This is a genomic window from Methylobacterium sp. WL6 (assembly GCF_008040095.1).
Classification (GTDB): Bacteria; Pseudomonadota; Alphaproteobacteria; order Rhizobiales; family Beijerinckiaceae; genus Methylobacterium.
On sequence record NZ_VRVH01000033.1, the window covers coordinates 1 to 23256 of the forward strand.

The window sequence follows — 23256 nt, forward strand, 5'->3', positions numbered from 1 at the left end:
CCCGCGACACATCGCGGACCAAGCTGCCGACCACTTCGCCGTCGAGGATGAGATCGAAGCTACCAGGGGCGAGGCGTTTAAGGGTGTAGGGCATTGGCAAATCCTGGATCAAAGGCGCAGCATGAACCCCAGCTGCCTTGCCGGCCGCGGGTGTTGCCTGGAGTGGAAAGGCTTCAGCGCTGCACCGCCTCGATATCGTCCTCATAGATCGAGTCCGGTTGGCAGGCGTGCCACTGCTTCTTCTCGTCGGTTTGGCCTTTGCGACCCCAGCAGTAGCCGGCTTGCGCCAGGCGGCCGCTCAGACGGTCGCGGAGACGGCATTGCTCTCGGGCGCCGTCAGCATCTCCTGAGCCCTCACACGCCTGCGAGGCCTTACTTTCAGCCGTCAGCAACTCCGGGACGGTCGGCATCTGCTGCTGTGCGCTGGCACCTCCGGCCGTGGCGACGAGAGCGAGGGCGGTAAGGGCTATGCGCATCCCGGCAGGATAGCAGCCGCAGGGTAGGTGTCGCGCTGAACGCCTTCATGAGCGGTCGCCCCTGGATGGAAGTCCTGAGCGGAGCGATCGCCGTGCTGGTGCCGGTGGCGGTCCTGCGGGGCCTCGCAGCCTCGCGCGATCCTCCACCGGACGGATGACGTGTCCGGGCCTGCGCCCTAGGTACCCGCCCTCACAGAGACCGCTTAGCCCCGCCGGCATCCGCTGCGCGGGGCTTTTTCGTCATCCATTAACCAGCTCACGCTACGACCCGGCCATCGAAGGGGTTCCTCTGGCCCTGACATCACCTCAGCCCGCCCGGTTGCCGACGTGGTGGGCTTTTTCGTGCCTGCCGCCTACCGCACAGCCTGCTAGGCCGGCACGCCAACGGGATGCCCCAGACGGTCCCGCCGAAAGGTCTGGTTGCCGTACCGGATCTAGGTGTCGCCGATCGCCTCGACACAGCGGGCCTTGATCAAAGGGCAGCCCTAGTAGTCGACGCGGACCACGCCGAGGGGCGGGTAAAGGCCGAACAGGCTGGTGGCCATCCAGCCGAGGGCGATGGCGTCCTCGCCGAACCAATCGAGGAAGTCGATCGCCGCCTCGCGTACCAGCGGGTTCGATGGCTGGCGCTTCGATGGCGCGATGCCGCCGGCCAAGGTGGCGTAATAGACGTCGTATCGGACCCTAGCAGCCACTTCGAAGACTCGAGCTTCGCGGGATATGAACTGTGTGTCGATCGCCTGAGTTGTCCCGCGGCAGAGGATCACTCAAGCGGCACGAACTTGTGCACCATTCTTAAACACTGAGATCAAGCGTTCCGGGTGACCGATCAGGTATCCCTGAACGGCATCGCAATCGAGCGCTCTCAGAAGGGCGAGCTGGTTCGCATCCTCAACACCTTCAGCGATCGTCAGAATGTTCATATCACGCCCCATCTGCGTGATCGCTTTGACGACCGCCATCGAATGCTTGTCTTCCAAAGCTGCTGCAACGAAGCTGCGGTCGATCTTGATCCTGTCCAGCGGCAGGTCCCGCAGATGAGCAAGAGACGAGTACCCCGTCCCGAAGTCGTCCATCGCGATCTTGATGCCGAGTTCGCGCAGCGCCAACAAGGTGTGCGCAATTTGAGGCCCGTCCTCGACCAGTGCCGTCTCCGTCAGCTCGATCTCCAGTCTGCTCGCCGGCAGCCCACTTTTCGCCAGGGCGGAAGTGATATGAGCGAGCAGCATCGGCGAACGGAACTGCACGGCCGAGATGTTGACCGCGACATGCTGATCAGTTGGCCAAGCCACAGCCTGCCGGCAGGCCTCTTCCAACACCCAGCGCCCGATCGGCAGGATCAACCCCGTCTCTTCCGCCAACGGGATGAAGGTCGCCGGGGAGACGAGCCCCCGCGTCGGATGCGGCCAGCGAATAAGCGCTTCGAAGCCCAGGATGGTGTCGTCGGCGAGCGCCATGATGGGCTGGTACGCGAGATGGAACTGACCCTCGGACAGGGCGAACCGGATGTCGCTTTCGAGGAGATGCCGGTCGGCGACGGCCTCGATCATCCCAGGGGTGTAGCGTGTCGCACGACCTCGACCTTGGCGTTTGGCCTCGTACAGCGCGATGTCCGTACGCTGCATCAGATCTGTTGGGCTCGCCCGGTCCTCGGTGCTGCACACGCCGATGCTGCAGCCGATCACGATGGTCAGATCGTCGAACGCGTACGGCTTCTCGATCGCGATGACGATGCGCTCGGCCAAGCTCATAGCTACCTCGGCGTCCATACGAGCGATCAACGCCATTTCGTCACCGCCCAGGCGAGCGACGAAAGCGGTCTCCCCCGCCAGCTCGGACAGCCGTGATGCCACGCTGACAAGAAGGCGATCGCCGATCCCGTGACCGAAGGTGTCGTTGACGGCCTTGAACCGGTCGAGGTCGATCAGCAACAGCGTGGAGGGTTGCTCCTCGTCATGCGCTTGCGCCAGGCGTTCGAGCAGCGACCGACGGTTGGCCAAGCCTGTTAGCGGATCGTGATAGGCAAGCAGGGAGATCTCGCGCTGCGCCTGTTTTGCTTGTGTGATGTCGTCGAAGGTGAGCACCGCACCATCCTCGATGGGCTGGCAAGCGATGGACAGGATTCGGCCATCCTCGAAGCTGTGCTCGACGCGAGTCTCGTCGTCCCTGGCCATCCAGGCTCGGTGGTTTGCCAGCACCCTGGCGACGCGGTCTGCCTCCCAACCATTCGCCCGACCCACACCCTCGAGGAAGGCTGCCAAGCTCATTCCTCTGGCCATGTCGCTTGGCGCGAGCTTGAGCATCGCGCAGAGGCGCTCATTGTAGAGTTCCACGATCTCGGAAGCAGATACCTTAAGGATCCCGTTCGACATCTTTTGCAGTGCCGTTGCGAGAACACGGGCGTGTACAGTTTCTTGGGTGTCAAAGCGCTTAGCTGCAGTTAGAGCGAGAAGCGTCCCGAACAGAAGGATAGCGGCGCCTGTCGCGGCAAGAACACTGAGTGCGACCTGTACGCCGGGAAGGAGCTGATCGACGCGCTCCCCGGTCAAAACCGTGCCCGCGATCGAGACGAAATGCGTCCCACAAACCGCGGCGACGATCAGCGACGTGGTCACCAGCCGTGATCCAGTTCGCCCCGGACGCACGAGCGCGAGCGCCATGCAGGCAGCGCCGATCAAGCAGGCGAGGACGTTGAAGCCAAGCGACTGAACCTGGCCGCAGTTTTCCAACGCGGCCATCCCGCTGATGTGCATAACGCCAATACCCAGGCCTGACGCAGCTCCGGCAACAAGGCGCATCCATCCCCGTGGGCATATGATCGAAAGGGCGAATGGTAGGCCTACCGCGACGATTGCTGCAGCGGCAGAGAAGATCGTCGTGTTAAAGTTGTAACTTAAGACGAGATCGGTCCGGTACCCTAGCATCGCCACAAAATGAGTCGTCCAGACACTAGTGCCCGCAACGACGGTCGTTCCAAGCAACCACCATCGCCGGGTGGTTGCGCTACCAACCTCTGCATAGTGTATGAGAGATACCAACAGCCACGCACTGAAGGTGCAAATAGTCGCTGCGGCGACAATAAAGCTGAGGGATTGGCTATCAACTAAGGATATGAGCAGAGATTGCATGCAACAATATTGCGTGCAAAGGGTTTCCTGCGTATTGAAACTTATAGTAAATAAAATCTTTTCGCGTAGCTCTGCGATCACAAAAGCGTCTAAACCCCGCCTCGCCTTGTTCCTACTGTTCGGTCCAGCATTCGTAGCCGGGTGATTAACCGCCCCGAAGGTCCCGATCCGCCCCTCCCCTCCGGCTCGGTCACACCCCGAGCTGGGCGGGTGGCGACGTCCTGCCCTGCCGGTGAAACGAACCAACGTTTCGCCAACGATACGTTGGAACCGGGGGCGAACGTTCTACATCTGTCCTCTCCGATTTCGTCTGCTTTCCCTACTATTTGAAGGAAGTCGTTGCGCTCATAACGGTCTGGTTGCAGGTTCGAGTCCTGCCGGGCCCACCACGACTTTTGCAGTCAATTGAGATAGCTGAGCTTTTTCGTCCTCATCCCGCACCAGGGTAGCCGGTGAGGGATTTCCGCGTGCATCTCGCGCCAATTTCGCTCGGTTCACGGTACGCGTGTAGACGGCACTTTCCCGGCTACCATCAGCCCAGCCGAACAGGGCATTGAGCTGCGCTTCGGTAGCCCCGTCTTCTGCCGCGCGTCGCGCGCCGGCCTTGCGAAGGCCGTGTGCGGATCCTGGAACGCCAGCGGCGCGGCAGGCCTTCTTGAACCAATTTCCGAAGGCCTCTTTAACGAACGGCGTCCCCCTCGAGGTCGCCAGAAACGTAAGCTCTCCCGTCGGTGATTCAGCGATCGTGTGTGCGAGCGGCGGCAGGATCGGCGCCACGACGACGATTCCCGTCTTCTCTGTTCGGATCGTGAATTCGCTACGCCGGACGTGCGGCCGGCCGAGGCGCACAACGTCGCCGCGCCGCAGGCCGGTATAGAGCAAGAGGTCGAGCGCCAACCGCTCCCTGGTGCCGACAGGCCAGCGCATTTCGAATTGCGTCACCTCATCGTCTGTCCAGGCGTGGAAGCCCGACGCGTCGGATCCAAGGCTGAGAAGCTTGATGCCCTGTGTCGGGTCGGCTTTGGCGTAGCCCGCGCCTACAGCCCAAGCGAACAGAGCACGCATCGATTTCAGGAAGTTGTTCGCGGCGAACGGGCGATCGCGTCGACGGTCTCGGCCTGCGAGGATGGCACGCCGATCGATCGCTTTGACCGGTTCGGTGCCGGCCGTCTTCTCAACCTGGCGAAAGAATGAGTGCCGCTGTTTCCGCGTGGCGGGCTTGAGGTCAGACCATTCGCCCGTGGTTAGGTATTGCGCGATGAGCCACGCCAGAGTGCCGGCGGCTGGTCCCTTGGTTTGCGCAATGGGACGCCCCTCGATGGCGAGGCGGTAATCGCTCCAGAATTCCGGGCTGTCGTAGGGATGGCGCATCCGCACGCGCGGCCCCTGCCCTACCCGGACGTACCAGAGCGGTTTTCCGTGACGGGAGATTTCTCGAACGAGATGCGGCGGTCGTGGCTTCGGCATGTCAGCGTTCATAGGACCACCACGCGGTCTGAGTCGGCAACCTCGTCGCTGCAATGAGCTTCCGGCCCCTGTCCAATGCTCGGCGACGTCTCAACGCTCACGCCGTCGGATCGAACGACAACGCGGACCACAGGCAGGCCTGACGCTTGGACAGCACGGATCACGCGCGCGATGTCAGCTTGCGTGACTGCGGCAGCGCGACGAGGCATGCAACCAACCCTAGGTAAAGATGAGTCTGGTGGGTCAACAGATTTGGGGATCAGATCAACCCAACTGTCATTCGCTGAAGATCTTGAAAGAATTTGTAGACCGCGTTGGATGATTGACCGTCTGTGGATGAATTGCTTTGATCTGATCCAGCGATACAATCGCGCTATCAGCAAAATCGACCACGTTGAATTCACAGATAAATATTGTCTTGCAGGTCTCTGTTGACTTGAATTAGATTGACAATGATCAAAAGCTATATCCAACTCAGGGTAAGGGTGGGGGGGTGTGAATGAGGTTTTCTGAGTTCTTCGGCCTTGGAAAAAAACAGGCTGAGCTGGATTTCGTCGATATAGATATCGATTTAGATACCAGGCTTTTCATAGATCCATATGCAATAAAAATTCGCAATGACAATCTGTCTCAGGAGTTTGCGCATCATATTGTAAGTTTTTTTGAAGACGTTCTTCGCAGTTTGCGAGATGGTGACGAAGAACGGGCTGAGTATCTGACGAGCAACCTTAGAGAGCCGCAGGAGACATTTTTAGGAATGTCCCGCGCGCAACCTCAGGGGCGAGGAGTGGGGCCTTTCAATGCAGAGCAGCTCTTGTACGCGCTTCGCAACAGTCGCGCGATTAAGTCTGGATTGTTGAGTGACTTGGCAGACGCCGAGCTATTTATTGAAGGAATTGGCCCTGATAAGATATCCGACCTTACAACTAATATAATACGAGCGCCGCTGATTATTTATACTCAACAGCAATGTGAGCTTCTAGGGGTGCCATACGCAAACAACGTAGCGGTTGCTCCCGTTTGGGATCCTGACGCTAGAACTTGGGTGTCTGGATATCAAAATCTTCCAATCGTGAATGGCACTCCGGTGATTTTAGTGCCGAAAGTTGTAGTTCGTCGAAAGTTGTCGCTAAATAGTCAGGAGTATTACAACTTCCACGTTGTGAATTTCCTGCAGGCCGAGCACCTTGCCCGGGGGTCTGGCTTAGTAAAGCTGCTCAAAGACGGGACGCCAAAAGTTTCCAAGAAGGATGTGATTAGAGATACGCCATTTTCAAAGGAATTCTTGGCCGATATGACGCAAAAAAACCCTCACATACTTGAATTCTATAAAGGCTTGAAGGGAGCTCAGGGGGCAATTTCGTCTCAAGGGTTAGATCCGGATTTCAATCCCCGCCATCTAGCGTCTGAGCTTATTGAAAGACTGCGAGGCATACCTACTGGCGATAAGCACGCAACCGAATATCAGCATGCTATTGCAGGTATCGTCACGTTTTTGTTTTATCCGGATCTGATTTCTCCGATCCTCGAGCAACCGATGAGCGAGGGGCGCAAACGCATTGATATTGTCTATACGAATTGGGCAACGGAAGGATTTTTCGGCACGCTCAAGAAATCTCCTCAAACACGCGCACGTTATATAATTGTCGAATGCAAAAACTACGGTAAAGATATAAAGAACCCCGAGTTTGACCAGCTTATCGGCCGATTTGGTCCGGCACGGGGTCGATTTGGCATCATCGCTTGTAGAACTAACGACAATAATGCAGCGGTAGAGAAGCGCTCGAGAGATGCAGTTAGGGAGGAGCAAGGTTTGATTATGGTTTTGGAGGACCACGATTTTATTTTCATGCTCGACTGCATCGTAAGGAGCAACAATAATGAAATGTACAGATATCTTGAGGCAAAGTATCGAGCAATTGTTTTTTGATGATCTAGATATTATTTTGCGCCACAACGTGATAGCGTTGGTTTACATCCTCAACGACGGCCCGCAGATTCAGCACCACGTAAGACCGCGGAAGCTGCGGACGCGGCGTCTGCCAATCCATCATCCATTCCCGCTCATCGTCCAGGGCGTAGAGGGCGATGCGGTCGGGCAGGCTGTTGAGGTCGCCATCCCAGCCGACGTGAGCCTTGGCGCACGCCAGAAGGGATTCGGAAAGGATCGCACCGCGGCCGGATAGCTGCATTCCGAGGGACGCCATTTCCCGGATGATCGCGAGATGCAGGCAATCCCAGAAACCGAACCGGCGGTGCTTACCCTCGCCGGAGGTCTGCCGGTTCCAAATTCGGCGGCTGGTCCAATTTGAAATGGTGCCGAGCTCGACGCCGGAAATCTCGCTCAGGCGCGCTAAGCGGAATTTGCCAGGTTGCATTGGTCCAGGTGGTGCTGGATCGGGCCGGCGGAATTTCTGCGGGATCACCGAGGCGGCACCCTGCGCGGTATGCATCATGTGCGCGTTCATGGCGATGTCCTAGTCGTTACGGGCTTGTGCTGAGAGCCGCGCCGCCACAGCATCGTGCGGTTGCGCCGAATCATAGGAGTTGCGGAAATGAAGCCGCCGAAACAGGTTCCGATCAGCGACCCAAGAAAGGTGGCCGAAACCTTCGCCAACGTTGCAGTTAGTGTCTACCTAACGGGCGGCAACGTGCACGTGACGCTAGCAGTCGAGAGGCCCATGTCCGGCCCAGGTGAGTTCCGGACTGAGAAGGAGATTATCGCTCGACTGGTGATGCCGGAAGCTGCGGCAAAACTGATGGCGGAAGGTATCACGCAGAGCCTTTCCCCAGCGGGCCGCGCTCCATTTGGTGTCAAACATAGCTGATCCTCTTAGCCGGCCGCCCGTCGCATGTATTCTGTCCGCTCGATAAAGGTCCGGTCTCGCTCGTCGTTGTTCTTCGCCAGCGCCTTGGTGAGGGCCACCGAGACCTCCTCCCGAGTGAGGGTCGAGCCCCGCAGGTCGATGTTGTAGCTCCGGGCGTCGGTGCGACTCTGAGAGTTCGAATTCGCCGGACCGGCCATCGCGACCGGGATCCGCTTCCCGTCCGGCAATGGCACATAGGCCTCGTTCATCCGGCCCTCTCCGAAGATCGCCATCTGCGGCGAGTTCGCGACACCGCCATTCGAGTAGGTGTGCAGCGGGATCTGGCCGTTGGGACCCATGATACCGCCGTTGGCGAAGCCGAAGATCTTGCCGATCGTGCCCAGGAAGCCACCGGTCTCGAGCGTCGGCCCCTGAGCACCGGGCGCCGGAGCATTGGCAGAGGCGCCACCACCGCCGCCGAACAGGCTGCTTAGGAACCCGCTGCCGCCGAGGATGCCGGATCCGGACGTGCCGGCCTTTCCGAAAATGGCATCCGTCAGGGACGTCGACGCTAGGTCGAGAATGCGGCTCTGAATTTTGCCGATGGCGTTCGCGAAGGTGGTGGCCGCCGTGGTTCCCCTCGAGATATCGTTGAATACCCCGCCGAAAACCTCCTTGCCGGTGCTCCGAACGCCGTCCATCGTCTTCATGGATTCCCGAAGCGACTCCTGTTTCTCGGCCGCATCCGCCGCCTTTTGCGCATAGCCCTGAATTTCGGACGTAAGCGCCGGCGTGATGTCCCGCTCAGCCCGTTTTGCAGCCGTCAGTAATTCGGTTTCGGTCCGGTATTTCGCAACCGCCGCGGCGCCCATGCCGTAGGTCGCGGCGTCTTCCTGCTGCCGCCGGACGCGATCGTCGATCGATTTCAGGGCCCGGTCATATTCATCCTTCTCTTCCCCCTTCGAGCCGCCGCCGGATTTCTCGGATGCGTTGGCCAGGGAGAGCCGTCCGGCCATGTTGATTTGCGACCGGGCGTCCGATCCAGGAATTGCCTTGCCGATAAGATCGAACGCTTTTTGGCGCTGCGCGACCAGGGCTTTTTCCGCGTCGGTCTTCGCGTTCACCGCGTCGAGCTGCAGTTGATTCCCGCGCCGGGTCATTTCCTCCGACGAGACCAGCTTGCCGTTGGCGTCGACCATCGTCTCGATCGCGCGCGTTACGCCGAGGTAGGCGGTCTCCGTCTGTCCGAAGTCGGCGAGCTTGCTCCGGGCCAGCGGATCCGCGATGGCCTCGGATAGCTGGCTCTGCTGAGTCCGTAGTTCGGAGAGCCGGGCATAATTCGGATCGGATGTGCGGGCGATGTTGCCGGCCACCTTGGATGCGCGGTCAGCCCGCTCCTCCGCCGCTCGCGCCGCCGCCTCGCGCTGCTGCGTGTCGAGGATCAGGGCGGCGGTGTCCCGCTGCGTCACACGTGAATCACCTAGCCCGAGCGGCTGCATCCCGACCGCACCGCGGATATTGTTGGCCTTGTCGATCTCGGAATTGAGCCGGATCACTGCCTCCTGCGCACCCTCCGGCGCGATCCCGAGCTTGATGCCAGCGATGCGCTTGGCGGCCTCCCAGTATCCGTTGGCCGCGGCCGTCGCGGTATTCCAGGCCGCGGCCCATCCGGTGGTGCTGGTGGCGTTCGCGTCAATCGTGGTCTTCAGATACTCCGCCGCGGTGGCCTGTGCGCCGGATTTATCGCCCTGCTCCATCTGCGTGGCGATGAGCTGGCGCGTCTTGTCATCGAGGCCCCCGAGTTTCGCCGCGATGGCGTCGGCGCCGGTGCTCAGGTCAGAGAAGGCGCGGGCCAGCTCCGCGGTGGCCTCCTTCGCATCCTGGCCCGTGACGCGGGCATATTCGGACGTGCTCTGCACCAGTGTACCGTAGACAGACGTGCTGATCTGGCCAGTCTGATTGAAGGCGGCGACCATTTCGCGGGCGGACGACGTAGACGCCTTGCCGGCCGCCGCGTTCGCGAGGGCGATGCCGTTCAACGCCTCTGCGGTGGCGCCGGTGGCGCGGCCAAGGCCCTGCGTCGCGGTCTCTAAGATTTTCTGATCGGAGGCCGCCTGCGTTGCAGCGAGCGCGAAGCCTGCTCCGAGGGCGGCAACCGCCGTTGCAGCGACTGTGAAGGGCGTCACGAGCCCCGCCGCCGTCGCCCCGAGGTCGGACAGGCCCGCCTTCAGGCCGCCCTCTCTGTCGGCCAGGTGCTGCACCACGCCGACGCCCTGTTGCAGCGCGACCGATCCGAGGCCGGCGCCCGCCGTCAGGCTCGATGCGCCCGAGAACGCACTGTATTGAACGAACATCTTGTCCCGGCTGTCCAGGCCGCGCGCCGCCGCCGGGTGGTTGTCGTTGCCGCCCGCTTGGGGAAAATATTTGCGCTGGGCCGCCTCCAAGGTGGCCGCTCGCTCCACGGCACCGATGACGCCCTGGCCCTGCGCACGGTCGAGGGTCTTCTTGACCCTCTCGTACTGGCTTTCCGCCCTAGCAGCGGCGTCGACGGACTCCCGCACCTTCTGATAAGCGGCCGCCGCGGAAAGCTGGCGCTTCGACGCCTGTTCGGTGACGTTCGCCGCCGCCTGCGCGGACTGTCCCATCCGATCCTGAGCGGCAGTGACCGCCGCAGCGTCAGAGCGAACCTTGTCGGCCCCCTCGGATTGATAGCGCACCGTCATGGTGCGGATGGTGTTGATGCTCGTCGGCATGTCGTGATCCGATCAGGCGGTGCCGGCAACTGGCCGGAGGATGAAGCTTAGGGCACGGCACTCCGCGGCAACGGTGCGGCGGAACGACAATAGGAATTTCCCGACCCACGCCTCGGGGATGCCGGCCGCGCGGTATTCGGCCGCCATGCTCTCTGCGGCGCTCAACATGCGCTGCGTGAGGCGGTCGATGTGCTCGACGTCGTCCATCTCCGCCTGGCTGAGCGAGTTCATGTGCAGCCGGAAGGCTTCCATCGCCTCGACAGCCATCGCGTGGCCGGCATTCTTCAGGTCGCGGCGTGTGCGAAGCGGAATCGTCATGCGTCGAACCGCACGTAATCGGCGAGAAGCTGTGCAGCCTCCGGCGAGGCGAGCCGATCGCTGGTGCCCGGCACCCACCAGGAGGTTGAGCCGACTCCCTCGCTGTTCTCCGTCTTCACGGTCGGATCGCGGCCGCGGAGGCTCAGGTAGCTCGATAGAAGCATGATGCAGGCGCGCTCCACCGACTCAGGCAGGGTCGGCGCTGGCGCTCCGGCGTCGTCCTTCGGCAGGACGTACCCGGCGCGGTAGTCCGCGATCAGGCCGCCGCCCCACCACGGCAGAGGCGAGCCGTAGGGGTCGAGCCTCTGCAGACGGCCGGTCCGAGAGTCCTGCGCATATTCGGCCGGCGGGATGAGATCGCCGGAATTGCGGACCGAGAGGATTTCCACCACGGGACCGCGCCCGAGGATCGGGCCGTCGAGACGGGTGTCGTTGCACGTGAAGCTCTCGCGTACCGTCTCGATCGCGAATGGTCGACGGCAATAGTCCACGATGGCGCGCGAGGCCTGTCCGATCAGTACCAGCGCAGCGGCATCGTCTGTGGTGGCGAATCCAAGAATGGCCCGCGCCCGCGCAACGGTTGTCAGGGCCGTTGAGGTTGCGGGAGTAGTGACGATCAGCATGCCGATCACCTCGCCTTCGGAGGCCGGCCCGGGCCGCGGCGTCCAGGGGCAGTCGGGGCCATCGTCTCGGAAGCCGGGGCCATCTTGTTCGCGGGGGCCGGAGCGGGCTTCACGATCACCGCTACCGGCACCGCGCGCTCGACAAGGCCATTCTCGGCAAGGGCGCGGGCGCGTTCGTCATCCACCACGATCATGTCGCCGGGATTGACGATGCGGTCGTGATGCTCGTTCGCAAAGGGGCGTAGGACTCGAACGGTCGGCATGCTTTTTTCCTCGATCGTGGGAGGTCCGGCGGACCGGGCCTCCCGAGTTGTGAAGTGCGCGGGAACGGGCGGATGTCAGAAGCCAGGGATGTGACCGCTGTTGGCGGGATCGCTGAAATCCAGCGTCCCGCCGCCGCCTACTGAGGGGACCGGAAGCTGCCGTAGATGACGCCGGCCGGACGCTTCACCGCGAGGGCGAGACGCTTCTCGGCGCGCACCGTCAGGGTGTTCTTGATGAAGTTGTCCCGGTCCTCGCTCGACACGACCACCTCGGCGTCGAGGCGGTCGAAGATCTGCGCGGAGGTGCCGAGCGAGCCGACCATGAACTTGCCCTGCGGCATGGCCGGGGTGATGGCCGTCGGCAGATCCCAGATGCTCCGACCCTGCAGCGTGCCGAACGGGCCGTTGCCGAGGTACTGGCCGTTCTTGTCCTTTGCGGAGATGATCTGAGCCCAATCGACGGTGTTCAGGATCATGCCCGTTGCCGGGAGCAGCGCGAGTTCGGCCTGAACGATGCCCTGGAGCAGGGTATCAATCTTATCTGCGGCCGAGCCCGCCGTAGCGTCGGTGGTCAGCCCGACCGGCGCCGCGAACGCCGTCGCCTGCGTCGCGAGGCCCTTCAGGTGCTCCCCGGTTCCATCACCGAACAGGAGTTCCTGTTCCTCCACGTAGTCGAGGCCGTAGCGGAGTTCGCCATCGATCATGCTCTCCATGCCGAGCACGTCGTCGAAGGCCTGCCGCGTCACCGGGATCCAGTGCGCGATGGTCTTCACCGCCGCCGTATCGGGCGCGAAGGTGATGTTGCTCTCGGGCTTCTGAGCGCCCTCGGCGACCATTGCGGCGTTGTTCACGAAGCCGGTCTGACGGACGAAGTAGATCAGGTTACCGCTCGTGCGCCCGGGCTGGAGAAGCTGACGGACCGTGAACGGCCGGTGCGGCAGCATGATCGGCTGGCGCTGGATGTCCGGCGCGATCAGCGAGCCGGCGGAGCCCGGCGCCGAGGTGATCATCTTGACCTCGATGCGGTGCGAGCCGCGCGCACCGTTGCCGACGAAGCTCTTGAACTCAGCCGAGCCGGTGACGCGCTCGCCGAGGCCCTTCACCTCTGGCTCGCCGCCGGGCCGGCGGGCGCCCTTCTGTTCGGCCTCCAGCACGCGGGCAGCCAGGTCCTCGATGTCCGTGCGGGCCTTCTCCAGCGCGCTCTTGGTCTCGGCGAGGGCCTCGCCGTGCTTCTTGGTCTCGGCCGCCGCCTTTTCGGCGAACTCGCCGAACTCCCGGTTGCGGGTCTCGAGTTGCTTGGCGAGCGCGGTGAAATCATCGTCCCCGCCGCGACCGCCGGCGTCCTTGGTACGGAAGCCGCCGCGGTAATCGCGATGCGGGATCATGTGTGCGTGAGCGTTCATTGTCTTTTCCTGTTTTCAGATGGAGGGAAGTCGATAGGAGCCGGCCGCCTCGATCAGGCGGGCGACGGCGCTGCTATCCGCCTGTGGCTGGCCCGCCTCCCGGCGGGTCCAGGCCTTGAAGCCGTGAGCGGCGATGTCCGCGGCCTCGGAGCGCGAGAAGCCCTTCTCCCGAAGGGTCGACTCGAACTCGCGATCGGTGATGCCTTCGCCCGCGGCCAGTTTGGCCTTCACCACGTCGATGCGGGCTTCGGAATGGGCGGGGTCGGTGACGATGGATGCCTCGACGAGCTCGATGCCCGTCAGGGTGCGGATGCGCTCCACGTCGTTGAAGCTGTCGGCGGTGACGAAGTAGCCGATGGACAGGCCTGAGATGCAGCCGGCGGTCATGCCGCGCTGTGCGATCCGGGCGTAGGGCGCCACGTCGAGCCACAACGTGCCCTCGCCGAACAGGCCTTTTTCGTCCTCCTCAAGCCGGGTCCAGGCGCCAATCGGCTCGTCCATCCGGTGTTGCCAGCACACCGGCACGGTGCGACCGGCGGCCTTCGTGGCGGCGAGGCTCGCCGCGAATGCGCCGGGGGCGACGACCTCGCGGTAGCTGTCCGGTGTGCCGAACACCGAGACGTGCCCCGAGAACCGGCCCTCGGCGTCGGGGACGGCCTTGATCGACAGGGGGAAGGCGCGGCGTTTCACGTTCACTGGCGAATGTCCTCTTCCGAGGTGGCGGGGTCGCGTTGCGCGGCGCCAACGAGGGTGCCGAGCTTGTCGAGGGGCAGGAGGTTCGATTGCGCAGTGAGCACGTCGCCACCGTCGACCGGAGGCAGGTTTTCCAGCGCCCGGATCTCGTTTCGCGTGCGCCAACCATTCTGAGCGGCCGAAGCGTAGAGCTTCCCACGCGCCTCGCTGTCGGCCTGGAGCAGCCCATCGCGGGCGAACTCGCACCACACCTTGCCGCGGTCGGCCGGCGCCAGGAGCGCCCGCGTGGCGCTCTGCTCGATCCGGCCGAGCAAGGGTCCGAGCCCGGTCGTGAGCCATGCCCGGATCAAGGACTCGATGCCGGAACCCCAGGCTGTTACACCCTCGCCGGTATGGCCGATCAGCACCGATGGGATATTCCCCATCAGACGGCAGATCTCCTGGATATGCAGCCCGCGGGATGCCAGGAGTTCGGCATCCTTCAGCGGCATCGTCACCGACTGCCAGGTGAAATTGCCCTCTAGAATGCCGACGCGGCCGGTATTCTCTGCGCCTTGCATCGGCTCGACGAGCGCCTTGCGGGCCTGCTCACGCTGAGGGGCATCAAGCGGCTTCTGAGAGATGAAAAAGCCGCCGGGCTTGATCCCGTTCGCGAAGGTGCGCGCCGCGGCCTCATCGGTCGCCAGGGCCAGCCCGAAGGCCTGTCGACCATATTGAACTGCGGAAAGACCGAGGTCGCCGCCCAGGCTGAAGGCTTTCAAGTGCCACACGTCCTCAGCCGTGTAGGTCTCTCGGCCTCGGGGATCGGCGTATTCATATATCAGGGCGTATGTGTTCGGATCACGCCGAACGGTCATAAGATCAGGGCGCAGGATCGTCAGTGCCCGCACCTGCCCCGCCGTCTTCGTCTTCAATGCGAAGGCGTTGCCGAACAGCATGGTGCACGCGACCATGCCTTCGAGGAATTCGGCCGGCGTCTGGTCTGCGTTGGGCGACTGTCGCAGCACGACAGCCATCGGATGGTCGGGGATCCTCTGGCGTGATCCATCCGGCGACTCGCGATAGACGTGCACCGGGAGCGTCGAGACGGTGGTTGCGGTTAGGCGGATGCAGGCGAGCGCGGTTGCAATCTGCATCACGCTATCCGGCGTTACCGCCTTGCCGGTCCAGGATTCAAAGCCGCCGAACAAAGACCAGAAATTCTGGCCTCGCTCGTTATAAGCATTCCGCAAGGTTAGTGTGCGGCCGAGGAAAGATAGTAGACTCATCAGCCCCAAACCATATTAGCGAGGAAGTCGTTGACATCTACGCGAGGTGCCGCCTGAAACCGCTTGGCGAGGGCCAGCGCCATGATGGCAGCAATCGCGCCGTCAATCCGCACAGGCCCGCGGCCGTGGGACTTGTCCTTGTCGAGCTTCATGTTGCCGGCGGGATCGGAAACCGTGATCGCGTTGACCACGCTCGCCGTCAGGACCGGATGGCCGCCATGGCGCAGGCGCCCGGTAAGGGCGAGTTCCGCGAACCACTCAATTGCCGGGGACATCGAAGAATATCCCTGCCCGAAAGCCTCAAGCGGGACCGGGAAATCAGCATCAATGTCGGCAAGATCCTGTTTGAAGTCGTCGATCCGCCACCTGTCGTATCCGATGCACTGGATATCGAATTCGCTGGTCAAGGCGGCGATCTGCGCTGCAACGTGACCATATCGAATCGTGGGTCCAGGCACGGGGATCATGAAGCCGTCGCCGATCCACCCCCGGAAGCGTTCCTGCTCCGCTGGCCGCCGGGCGCCAAGCTGATCCTGCGGCGTCCAGAAGAACGGCAAGAGGTCGAAAACCGGGATCTCATCATCCGATGGAAAGGCCAGGACGAAGGCCGTCAGGTCGTGTTTTCCGGACAGGTCGAGCGCCCCAAAGCACGGTCGGCCGGCGAGCGCGGCACGATCGACAGGGAGGTTGCCGCGCCGCCACGTTCCGACCGTCACGACTCGCGCCTCCTCATTCGCGTCGACCCGCTGATTGAGCCGGAGGTTTCGGAACGACGGCTCGAAGGCCGGCATCCGGCGGGCTCGAGAAGCGGCCTCGCGCATCTCGGCGAGCGAGAGGTATTTCCCCAAGGCCGGGTTGCAGGCGAGCCACGTCGCCTCGGCGAAAGGGTCCGCCTCCGGCGGCGCTGCCAGCAATTGGACGAACAGGGACGGGTCATCGCGCCTGAGGCCGTCGTCGATCATCTGCGATAGGGCGTGATCGTCCCCGGGCGCCTGTGTGCTGATGATGAGGCCGAGCCCCTCGGCGCGCTTGCCAAGGCCGTTGACGAGGTTGTCCAGCAACACTCGGTCACGGGCTTGGGCGAGCTCGTCATAGGCGAACAAGGTCGGCGCCAGACCGTGCGCCCGGCGCGCGTCGGCAGAGAGCGCCTCATAGGTCGAGCCCTTGCCCTGCCCGCTAAGCACCTCGATCCGCTTCGTGTGGCGCAGGCAATTGGTCCGGACGGCGAATTCGGGAACCGTCTCGACGATGGCCTCGATCTCATTGAAAATGATGCCGGCCTGAGCCCGGTCGATCGCCGCCGAATAGACCTCGCCGCGCGCCTCGCTCTCAGGGCCGAGCAAATGGGCGAGACAGATGCCGGCGATGAGGCCGCTTTTGCCCTGGCCTTTCGGGGCGCTCTGGATCGCAATTCGGCGCCGGCGCAGGCCCTTCGAGTCCAAGTCGCCGTACACCTCCATCACGAAATCGCGCTGGAACGGTAGGAGCCGCATGCGCTTGCCGGCGAGCGGACCCTTCGTGATCGGGAGCCATTGCAAAAATGCGATGACGCGCTCCGGCCGAGACAGCCCTTTCCGCTCCCAAGGGAGTCGACGCTTGCGGGCCGAGAGCGCCTCGATCGCCTCTCGCCGCCGGCCCGATCCGGGCCCTCGAAGCGCCATCAGCCAACCCGGTCGCTGCGAACTAACTGCAAGGAAGCTTCCGAAGGCGGTCTAGAAGGGTTGCCCTCGTCGCTTTCGACCCGCCTACCCCGTTCGGCCTCCGATGCCGCTGCCAGCGCCTCCGACACGGCGATGGCGGCCTCGTCGGTCCATCGTGCCATCGCGCGGGCATAGGCCAGCCGTGGAGCGTCCTCGGCGGCCTCTGCCGCGTCTACGTCGACGTGCATCACCGGCACGCGGCGCACCACGTCTGCCAACCACTCCAACTCGGTCATTGGCTTAGTCCGGGCGGTTGAAGGGATGGCGGGGATCGGTCGGCAGACCATCGGCGCCGATTTCATCGGAGTACCCGTGGCACTCGATCTGCCGCTTGGTCTGGTCGTGGTGTGGCTGGCAGAGCCCCTGCCAATTCCCAGCCGTATCCCAGAACTTGGCTTGGTCGCCGCGATGCGGCTCAATGTGGTCGACGACAACGGCGACGGTCTGCCGGCCATCACGGGCGCACATGCGGCAGTGTGGGTTGCGAGCGAGGTAGGTCGCGCGCGCCTTGCGCCACCTCGATCCGTAGCCACGTTGGGCCGCGGTCGGCCGCGTCACCCGCGAACCTGCAGCTCGAGGCGGACCAGTTCGCTGTTCTCGTAGAACGCGGCCACCGCCTGCACCGACCGCAACCGACCCTGGATCGTCACCTGGTCGAGGTTCTTCGGCACCAGCGTGCCAGTCGCCTTGCCGGGCCATACAGTCGGCGAGACAGCCAAGAGCGAGGTCGGCGAGGCGATCACCTTGCTATCGCCCTGCACAACGCCGCCCGACAATTCCTCCGGCTTATAGCCCCGGATCAGAATTCGAAGCGGAGCCTCGGCGTATGTGGCCGGCGACGTGCCGATCGCGCGCCGGATCACGGCATCCTCGCCACGCCGCGCCAGGGAGCGGTCGAGGCGGTCCCGACTGTTGTTCTGTGCCATGGGTCAGGCCTTCGCCGGCACAGGGTCGACGCTGGCGCCGAATGAGCGGGCGGCATCGCAGGCCGCCTTCGTCATGGCATCGCGAAGCGGCGCGCTATCAATCCGCATGCCGGTCGCGATCCCGTCGTGGCGCTGAGACCGCGGCGGCGAGACCAGCATCTTGCCGTTACCCTCGCGGTAGAGCTGGCAGGCGAACAGAGTGAAGCCCGGAATGGTGATGTCGAACGTGCACACGATGCCCGGATCGGAATTGCCGTCGAGTGCGCGGTTCGAGATGCGAACGCCCAAGATGCGGACCGGAATTGGCTCGCCGGCCATTACGCGGCCACCGCGTCGGAAAACGCGATCTTGTCGAGGGCGGCGACCAGTTCGGCCACCTGATCGTCGGTGAGATCCTGGTCGGTCGCATGGGACAGGATCGCCAGCGGCGTCACCCGGACACCGGCGCTGGTGAGATCGTAGATGATGCGGGCGAGCGGCGACGGCGCCGCCGGGATCGTGACGCGGGGTCCGAACATCATCGAAGCCTCCTGAATTCGACATGGCGAAGCACCGCGCGGAATTAGCGGGCGGTGCGGGCCGAATTAATTGTCGAGGGGTGCCGCGCTGCTGCAGTCGCAATTCGCGGTATTCCCAACCGTATCAATTGATCCGGACGGATCGCAACCGCCGTTTCCGGAAATCACCTCATTTGATTTCTGGCAGCGCGCTGCTAATTGCCGGTGGGGTCTATTGCTTTAGGCTTCCTTTGCGACAATGCGGCGCGTCCTAATAACGGCGCCGTGCAGGGGCGTCGAAGGCTTCGGATGAGCTCGGGGAGCCGGAAGGGCGTCGAAGCCCGTCAGCGGTCCCCGCATTAGCTCCCCGCGCCTATCCCGATCAGGTGATCAGCCCCACGACGATGCCCGATAGGCGTCATCCGGGTCGGCCCTCTCTTGGTTGAGAGAGGGAGAATTGCCGTTTAACGGAATTGGCCGCTCCTCAATTACAGGGGCGTCCAATTTGTGCTCCTGGCAGAATGGCCAGAGCTTGCCGCCGAGTGCGTGTCGCTGCTCAACGACGGCAGGGGCGCCGCAATCAATGCACAGTGCGGGCTCTGTCCGTGTCGGACCCTTAGCTACATCCTGAACCCTACTGGTAGAGTCTCCATAGGTAGACCTCTTAGGTAGAAGGGGGGGTGATATGGCCCCCTTATCCGGGCACAGATTCCCTGCCTTCGGTCGGTCGATAAGGGGGGAAATTCGCCCGGTTAATTGCACCTGCAGCGCGACGGCCTTCGCCTCGGAATGCTCCCGAGCATTGCGCAAAGCGAATTCGACCTCGCGCTTTTCGGCAGCATCAGCGAGGCGTTTTTCAATTTCTGGAATGCGGGTGTCGAGGAATAGATAGCGGGTCGGTCGACCGCGCTCGCCCTCAATGGTTCTGATCCAACCGAGCGATTCCAATGCGCGGCGGAAATTGCGCAGCTTCTTGGCATCCGTTCGCGGCAGGTGATCAATTAGCGTGGCATCGCCAACCTTCGCCCAGCCGGTTTTGGCGTGGACGAATTGCGCGACCCGAAATGCAATTCGGAAATGGGCCTCGGTGACGTCCGAGTCGGCGCTCATGAAGCGCAGCACCCGGAATAGATCAACGACGTCTTCCGGCCTTTGGGTTGGCGCTTTAGGCCTTTGCTCCGGCATCGCGACGATCCACGGCCGCCGGCTCACGACCGGTTGGCGAATGGGGTGTCCCGTCGTGGCGGGCGAGTTCGTCGGCGGCCTCGATTGCGTCGAGCAACAGGCGGATGGCCTGGCGGGCCTGCGGCAGGGTCAAGGCGATGGTCTCGCCCTCCCCCTGGTGCGCAAGGATTCGAAGGTCGACGAGCGGCTGAGTTCCGAAGCGGTATCCGGCGACCGTGAGCTTGCGACGTTCCAGCCCGGTTACGGCGGACTTGAAGGCGCGATCGTTACGGCCCGGGTTTGCATGTGGCGTGGTGCGCATGTCAGCACCTCAAGGTTTTTTCAACGGATCCGAAATAACACGAAATCTGTTTCAATTGCGACCGCCTCGGATGAGGCGGTCGCCGGAACCTGTGATGAGCACAGGTTTACCGGTCAGTGCACGACCAGCGCGAGCGGCACGCGAGGATGCGGGGGCAGGGTCGCCGGAAGGTGTTCGAGGCCCACGACGCGGGACCGGAAAATCCACTCATCCGGATCATCCGGTTCAGTGCTGCCGGCCTGGAATACGCCACGGGTCGTGCCGGCCTCGTCCTCAAGCACGTAGAGGTAGACGAGGTGCCATGCGGCATCAGCGGCCCAATTGCGGCGCCTGGCGACGTGATAGCCGTGCGAGAGGGCGCGACCGCGGATCGGAACGAAGCTCAGCCCGTCGGCCGGTATGGTGTTGGTGGACGTCATTTGGATGGTTCTCGCTGGTGGAAAGGCCTGTCACAGCCCCACCGCGCAACGGACGCGGCAGCCGGGGGGTGACAGCTCGCCAGCGAGACGAGCCGGACGCTTTTAAGCCTTTCAGCTCTGGACAGCACGCCCGCCCCCGGCCAATATGGCCGCGTTCGGTGCCGCGCTGCCAAGCGCGTCCGTTCCGACCCCGCCAAGGGTCGAGTATCTGCCGCTGCGGTCCCTGCCAGGGGAGCGCTGAACCTGCCAGGGTTCGCGGCATCGCTGATCCGGGCTGTCACACCCACAGACACGGTACAACGAAACCCGCACGGCGCAAGCTGGGGCGGGGTTTTCGTTTTTGCCGATCGCTACAGTTCAACCCACGTCCTCAGCGCGACGGGGTGGCATATGGATTTCTTCGATTGGATTTCGCCGAACCTCTATTGGCTCTTCGATGACAAGCCGCCTCCTCGATCGAGCAGTGGATTTATGCCGTTGCGGTGGACCAAGGAAGAAGACGGGTTGATAAGAAAGTACTATCCAAATTTTTCTATGCTCAGCTTAGTTCTTCCTCATCGATCGCATAATGCCCGTAAGCTAAGAGCCTGCAAGCTTGGAGTTTCGAAGGCCGCTGCTCGATGGAGTGAGGTAGAGATTGGGTGGCTAAAAGCAAAATACCCTTCGGCGTCATGGGCCGAAATTCATAGAAATATACCAAATAGGTCGAAGGGCGCTATACTAAACCGTACTTGCGCGCTGCGTCTGAGGCGTCAGCGAAAAATGATAGATTTGTGCGGCTTAAGACTATTAGAAGATATTAGTGGCAAGGCAAAAGAGCTAAATTTTACTCTGGCCGACCTCGATGAAGAGGCAGGCATTCCGGGATATTTCACAAATTTCTCATCCGCAAACTATGCTTTGTTGGAGGGCCTGAATAAAGCAATCTCCGCCATGGGAGGCGAGCTCCAGATCCGATGGTATGGGCAGTAGCCTGGGCCTGGGTGCGGGGGGCAGCGGAAATACCCCTTACGGTTCGATATGCACCCTGCTCCCGCACCTTGCCAAAGAGCCCTTGAATTTGCTGGACTATTTCACTCCTGCCGGGCCCACCACCATGTCCTCTCCCGTAGCCCCCCGCGCTTCCCCGCTTCGCAGGTTGCAGGGACCGTCATGGGGCGGGATCGGCGCGGTCACACCCCGCCCGGATCGGGGCTGGCGGGGCTGCCGGCGACGCGGGATCGGGGCTCGGGTTTGCCCAGGCTCGTATTTCGGACCGGGCCAGCTGCGCGGCTGCTGCATGGTCGCGGTCATGGGTAGCCGGAAGGCCGGATCCGGGAAGCTGGTGGGCGCAGGCGGCCGATAGCCGAGGGACGAATGCGGTCGGGTGGCGGTCATGCCTCGCGGTGCACCGAAACGCATGCCGACCTGATCCCGGGCCTCCACGTGGCGGGTTCGAAGATCGTCCTGCACGCGCCGTGCGATGCCCTGGCGGGCACGGTGTGCCGACCGGCACCGGCGGCCGGTGCGCGTCTTCCGGCGGCATCGGAGCAGGAACGGGCGGACGTGAGAGCAACCGGGCAGGACTGGTTCGAGGGGCGGCTCGGCCTCGATCCGGACGGATCGACCGTCCGCGACGCGACGGCCACCCACACGGCGGTCGCCTGCCGCTGAGGCCGGGCTCCGCGCGGTGCGCGCTGCCGTCCCGCACGGGCATCACGAGACCGCCGCCGCCCTTATCACCGGCGGTCCCACGGCCGTCGCCCTGCGTGATCGGGCCGGGGACGGGGCTTGGTTTCGCGCCGACGGCACCGACAGGCTGGTCCCAAAGCTGGAGCGGCGCGACACCGTCATCCTCGACGACCTGAACCTCCACAAGGTCGCCGGTGTCCGCGGGGGCTCGCGGCGGCCGGCGCACGGAGCCGCCAGCGACCGCTCGACCGCCCCGACGTCGACCCGATCGATCCATCGACAAGCGCAGGATGAGGAGGCTTTTGCCAAGCTGAAGGCCTGCCTGCGCGCCGCCGCTCTCCGCGCCATCCCGGATCTCCGGCGCGCGATCCGGAAAATCTTCGCCGACTTCACGATGCAAGCGTATCGATGCGACCTCGCCGCCGGATACCGCCACGACGGCGCGACAGGAACGGAAAACGGCTCGCGCGCGCTGGAGCCAAGAAGGCTAAGTACCGATTTGAAATTGATTTCTCGTTCGGATCCGCTGCTACTGGTCGAGAAGCCGTGGAGCGCACGATGCCGTATCTAAGACAGAAGGCTTACGCACTCATATCAGAAGCTTTGGAAGAGATCGTTCCCCTTCCATCGCGCAAGATCCGCCTGGAACATAAGATTCATTTCGTCGATGTCGGTGCATCGAAGGGCATCCAGCCGAAATGGTTGCGACAGAAAGACAATATCATACCGGTGCTGTTCGAGCCGAATCCCGAAGAGGCGCGTCGCCTGCGCGATCAGCTCTCCGCCTTCGAAAAGTCCTTCGTGATCGAGACCGGCCTGGCCGACCGGAATGGTCCGCAGCAGCTCCATATCGGGGAGCATTATGGCTGCACGTCGATACTCGAGGCGAACTCGGCATTCCTCAGCGATTATCAGATCGCGGCCAGCTATCACGTCAAAGATACGGTCGAGATCGAATGTGCCCGCTACGATGGCCTCGTCGATGCCGGCAAGGCGCCCGTTCCGGACGTCATCAAGATCGACGTCGAAGGCTACGAGAGCCATGTTCTCGAAGGGTTCGGGTCGCTGCTTCACAACGTCGTCGGCATCGAGACGGAGGTATTCTTCTATCCCGTTTACAAACGGCAAGCGTTGTTTCACGACTTGATCGCGCAGCTCGAACCTTTCGGGTTGCGATTGAAGCGCATCGAAGAGGTTCCGGCTTTCGATGGAGACCTGGTGTGCGCCAACGCCTACTTCATGAAGGATCGGGTTGCCTATGCGAGGCTGAGCACGGAGCGGCGTGCGAAGTACGATCTGGCCGCTCACGTGTTTCAGATAACGGAGCGCCCTCTCGCTCGATGCTGATGTCGAAGGCG

Annotated in this window: 25 protein-coding genes; 5 read left to right on the forward strand and 20 right to left on the reverse strand. The window is 62.7% G+C overall.

All coding sequences use genetic code 11. From position 1 onward, the window contains the following. Positions 1 to 961: 961 nt before the first annotated feature. The 3 genes from FV230_RS07295 to FV230_RS07305 form a co-directional block, all read right to left on the reverse strand. Positions 962 to 1171, reverse strand: coding sequence for a hypothetical protein (locus FV230_RS07295; RefSeq protein ID WP_147841857.1), 210 nt, complete (start codon positions 1169 to 1171; stop codon positions 962 to 964). A 72-nt stretch (positions 1172 to 1243) separates the two neighbouring features. After that, positions 1244 to 3604 (reverse strand): EAL domain-containing protein, encoded by a 2361-nt coding sequence (locus FV230_RS07300; protein ID WP_147841883.1) that lies wholly within the window; start codon positions 3602 to 3604, stop codon positions 1244 to 1246. Between the two features lie 345 nt (positions 3605 to 3949). Further along, entirely contained in the window at positions 3950 to 4975 is a 1026-nt protein-coding gene (locus FV230_RS07305) for a site-specific integrase (RefSeq protein WP_246694783.1), read from the reverse strand. A 595-nt stretch (positions 4976 to 5570) separates the two neighbouring features. On the opposite strand from FV230_RS07305, the gene FV230_RS07315 reads away from it, so the two are divergent. After that, complete coding sequence (locus tag FV230_RS07315; RefSeq protein WP_147841859.1) at positions 5571 to 7001, forward strand: hypothetical protein; 1431 nt, start codon at positions 5571 to 5573, stop codon at positions 6999 to 7001. Positions 7002 to 7005: 4 nt separating this feature from the next. On the opposite strand, the gene FV230_RS07320 is transcribed toward FV230_RS07315, so the two are convergent. Next, positions 7006 to 7539: a MerR family transcriptional regulator gene (locus tag FV230_RS07320; RefSeq protein WP_147841860.1), complete on the reverse strand. Its 534-nt coding sequence runs from the start codon at positions 7537 to 7539 to the stop codon at positions 7006 to 7008. Positions 7540 to 7626: 87 nt separating this feature from the next. Between FV230_RS07320 and FV230_RS07325 the strand changes: the two genes are divergently transcribed. Next, positions 7627 to 7899 (forward strand): hypothetical protein, encoded by a 273-nt coding sequence (locus FV230_RS07325; protein ID WP_147841861.1) that lies wholly within the window; start codon positions 7627 to 7629, stop codon positions 7897 to 7899. Positions 7900 to 7904: 5 nt separating this feature from the next. Here FV230_RS07325 and FV230_RS07330 read toward each other — a convergent pair whose 3' ends face one another. The 16 genes from FV230_RS07330 to FV230_RS07400 all read right to left on the reverse strand — a co-directional run bounded on the left by FV230_RS07330 (position 7905) and on the right by FV230_RS07400 (position 20227). After that, entirely contained in the window at positions 7905 to 10631 is a 2727-nt protein-coding gene (locus FV230_RS07330; RefSeq protein ID WP_147841862.1) for a phage tail length tape measure family protein, read from the reverse strand. Positions 10632 to 10643: 12 nt separating this feature from the next. After that, positions 10644 to 10949, reverse strand: coding sequence for a hypothetical protein (locus tag FV230_RS07335; RefSeq protein WP_147841863.1), 306 nt, complete (start codon positions 10947 to 10949; stop codon positions 10644 to 10646). After that, positions 10946 to 11572 (reverse strand): hypothetical protein, encoded by a 627-nt coding sequence (locus FV230_RS07340; protein ID WP_147841864.1) that lies wholly within the window; start codon positions 11570 to 11572, stop codon positions 10946 to 10948. Before FV230_RS07340 ends, FV230_RS07335 begins: the two co-directional genes overlap by 4 nt. 5 nt (positions 11573 to 11577) lie before the next feature. Next, positions 11578 to 11835: a hypothetical protein gene (locus FV230_RS07345; protein WP_147841865.1), complete on the reverse strand. Its 258-nt coding sequence runs from the start codon at positions 11833 to 11835 to the stop codon at positions 11578 to 11580. 137 nt (positions 11836 to 11972) lie between these two features. Further along, positions 11973 to 13238, reverse strand: coding sequence for a phage major capsid protein (locus FV230_RS07350; protein ID WP_147841866.1), 1266 nt, complete (start codon positions 13236 to 13238; stop codon positions 11973 to 11975). A gap of 15 nt (positions 13239 to 13253) precedes the next feature. Then, positions 13254 to 13934: an HK97 family phage prohead protease gene (locus tag FV230_RS07355; protein ID WP_147841867.1), complete on the reverse strand. Its 681-nt coding sequence runs from the start codon at positions 13932 to 13934 to the stop codon at positions 13254 to 13256. Continuing rightward, the gene (locus tag FV230_RS07360) at positions 13931 to 15199 is read right to left on the reverse strand and encodes a phage portal protein (RefSeq protein ID WP_147841868.1); all 1269 of its coding nucleotides are present in this window, start codon (positions 15197 to 15199) and stop codon (positions 13931 to 13933) included. Before FV230_RS07360 ends, FV230_RS07355 begins: the two co-directional genes overlap by 4 nt. Beyond that, positions 15199 to 16860 carry a terminase TerL endonuclease subunit gene (locus tag FV230_RS07365; protein ID WP_147841869.1) on the reverse strand — a complete coding sequence of 554 codons (1662 nt, stop codon included), beginning with the start codon at positions 16858 to 16860 and terminating at the stop codon, positions 15199 to 15201. Before FV230_RS07365 ends, FV230_RS07360 begins: the two co-directional genes overlap by 1 nt. Beyond that, positions 16860 to 17135: a hypothetical protein gene (locus tag FV230_RS07370; protein WP_147841870.1), complete on the reverse strand. Its 276-nt coding sequence runs from the start codon at positions 17133 to 17135 to the stop codon at positions 16860 to 16862. The genes FV230_RS07365 and FV230_RS07370 overlap by 1 nt, the downstream gene beginning before the upstream one ends. 4 nt (positions 17136 to 17139) lie before the next feature. Beyond that, positions 17140 to 17457 carry an HNH endonuclease signature motif containing protein gene (locus FV230_RS07375; RefSeq protein WP_246694784.1) on the reverse strand — a complete coding sequence of 106 codons (318 nt, stop codon included), beginning with the start codon at positions 17455 to 17457 and terminating at the stop codon, positions 17140 to 17142. After that, on the reverse strand, positions 17454 to 17825 hold the full coding sequence (locus FV230_RS30640) for a hypothetical protein (protein ID WP_246694785.1): 372 nt from the start codon (positions 17823 to 17825) through the stop codon (positions 17454 to 17456). The genes FV230_RS07375 and FV230_RS30640 overlap by 4 nt, the downstream gene beginning before the upstream one ends. 3 nt (positions 17826 to 17828) lie before the next feature. Continuing rightward, positions 17829 to 18059, reverse strand: a complete 231-nt coding sequence (locus tag FV230_RS07380) for a hypothetical protein (RefSeq protein WP_187275420.1) — start codon at positions 18057 to 18059, stop codon at positions 17829 to 17831. Positions 18060 to 18142: 83 nt separating this feature from the next. Next, positions 18143 to 18346, reverse strand: a complete 204-nt coding sequence (locus FV230_RS07385; RefSeq protein WP_147841873.1) for a hypothetical protein — start codon at positions 18344 to 18346, stop codon at positions 18143 to 18145. A gap of 366 nt (positions 18347 to 18712) precedes the next feature. Further along, on the reverse strand, positions 18713 to 19507 hold the full coding sequence (locus tag FV230_RS07390) for a hypothetical protein (protein WP_147841874.1): 795 nt from the start codon (positions 19505 to 19507) through the stop codon (positions 18713 to 18715). Next, positions 19488 to 19808: a hypothetical protein gene (locus tag FV230_RS07395; protein ID WP_147841875.1), complete on the reverse strand. Its 321-nt coding sequence runs from the start codon at positions 19806 to 19808 to the stop codon at positions 19488 to 19490. The genes FV230_RS07390 and FV230_RS07395 overlap by 20 nt, the downstream gene beginning before the upstream one ends. A 113-nt stretch (positions 19809 to 19921) precedes the next feature. Beyond that, positions 19922 to 20227 carry a hypothetical protein gene (locus tag FV230_RS07400; RefSeq protein ID WP_147841876.1) on the reverse strand — a complete coding sequence of 102 codons (306 nt, stop codon included), beginning with the start codon at positions 20225 to 20227 and terminating at the stop codon, positions 19922 to 19924. 390 nt (positions 20228 to 20617) lie between these two features. On the opposite strand from FV230_RS07400, the gene FV230_RS07405 reads away from it, so the two are divergent. The 3 genes from FV230_RS07405 to FV230_RS07415 all read left to right on the forward strand — a co-directional run bounded on the left by FV230_RS07405 (position 20618) and on the right by FV230_RS07415 (position 23245). Continuing rightward, the gene (locus FV230_RS07405) at positions 20618 to 21199 is read left to right on the forward strand and encodes a hypothetical protein (protein WP_147841877.1); all 582 of its coding nucleotides are present in this window, start codon (positions 20618 to 20620) and stop codon (positions 21197 to 21199) included. Between the two features lie 697 nt (positions 21200 to 21896). Next, on the forward strand, positions 21897 to 22469 hold the full coding sequence (locus FV230_RS29435; protein WP_187275421.1) for a hypothetical protein: 573 nt from the start codon (positions 21897 to 21899) through the stop codon (positions 22467 to 22469). Beyond that, the gene (locus tag FV230_RS07415; protein WP_187275422.1) at positions 22445 to 23245 is read left to right on the forward strand and encodes an FkbM family methyltransferase; all 801 of its coding nucleotides are present in this window, start codon (positions 22445 to 22447) and stop codon (positions 23243 to 23245) included. The genes FV230_RS29435 and FV230_RS07415 overlap by 25 nt, the downstream gene beginning before the upstream one ends. The last annotated feature ends 11 nt before the right edge of the window (positions 23246 to 23256 follow it).

Excerpts from the sequence above, each read along its gene's own strand:
- FV230_RS07300 (WP_147841883.1), bottom strand. The coding sequence starts at position 3,604 with ATGCAATCTCTGCTCATATCCTTAGTTGATAGCCAATCCCTCAGCTTT.
- FV230_RS07305 (WP_246694783.1), bottom strand. The coding sequence starts at position 4,975 with ATGCGCCATCCCTACGACAGCCCGGAATTCTGGAGCGATTACCGCCTC.
- FV230_RS07315 (WP_147841859.1), top strand. The coding sequence starts at position 5,571 with ATGAGGTTTTCTGAGTTCTTCGGCCTTGGAAAAAAACAGGCTGAGCTG.
- FV230_RS07320 (WP_147841860.1), bottom strand. The coding sequence starts at position 7,539 with ATGAACGCGCACATGATGCATACCGCGCAGGGTGCCGCCTCGGTGATC.
- FV230_RS07325 (WP_147841861.1), top strand. The coding sequence starts at position 7,627 with ATGAAGCCGCCGAAACAGGTTCCGATCAGCGACCCAAGAAAGGTGGCC.
- FV230_RS07330 (WP_147841862.1), bottom strand. The coding sequence starts at position 10,631 with ATGCCGACGAGCATCAACACCATCCGCACCATGACGGTGCGCTATCAA.
- FV230_RS07335 (WP_147841863.1), bottom strand. The coding sequence starts at position 10,949 with ATGACGATTCCGCTTCGCACACGCCGCGACCTGAAGAATGCCGGCCAC.
- FV230_RS07340 (WP_147841864.1), bottom strand. The coding sequence starts at position 11,572 with ATGCTGATCGTCACTACTCCCGCAACCTCAACGGCCCTGACAACCGTT.
- FV230_RS07345 (WP_147841865.1), bottom strand. The coding sequence starts at position 11,835 with ATGCCGACCGTTCGAGTCCTACGCCCCTTTGCGAACGAGCATCACGAC.
- FV230_RS07350 (WP_147841866.1), bottom strand. The coding sequence starts at position 13,238 with ATGAACGCTCACGCACACATGATCCCGCATCGCGATTACCGCGGCGGC.
- FV230_RS07360 (WP_147841868.1), bottom strand. The coding sequence starts at position 15,199 with ATGAGTCTACTATCTTTCCTCGGCCGCACACTAACCTTGCGGAATGCT.
- FV230_RS07365 (WP_147841869.1), bottom strand. The coding sequence starts at position 16,860 with ATGGCGCTTCGAGGGCCCGGATCGGGCCGGCGGCGAGAGGCGATCGAG.
- FV230_RS07370 (WP_147841870.1), bottom strand. The coding sequence starts at position 17,135 with ATGACCGAGTTGGAGTGGTTGGCAGACGTGGTGCGCCGCGTGCCGGTG.
- FV230_RS30640 (WP_246694785.1), bottom strand. The coding sequence starts at position 17,825 with ATGGCACAGAACAACAGTCGGGACCGCCTCGACCGCTCCCTGGCGCGG.
- FV230_RS07385 (WP_147841873.1), bottom strand. The coding sequence starts at position 18,346 with ATGATGTTCGGACCCCGCGTCACGATCCCGGCGGCGCCGTCGCCGCTC.
- FV230_RS07390 (WP_147841874.1), bottom strand. The coding sequence starts at position 19,507 with ATGCCGGAGCAAAGGCCTAAAGCGCCAACCCAAAGGCCGGAAGACGTC.
- FV230_RS07395 (WP_147841875.1), bottom strand. The coding sequence starts at position 19,808 with ATGCGCACCACGCCACATGCAAACCCGGGCCGTAACGATCGCGCCTTC.
- FV230_RS07400 (WP_147841876.1), bottom strand. The coding sequence starts at position 20,227 with ATGACGTCCACCAACACCATACCGGCCGACGGGCTGAGCTTCGTTCCG.
- FV230_RS07405 (WP_147841877.1), top strand. The coding sequence starts at position 20,618 with ATGGATTTCTTCGATTGGATTTCGCCGAACCTCTATTGGCTCTTCGAT.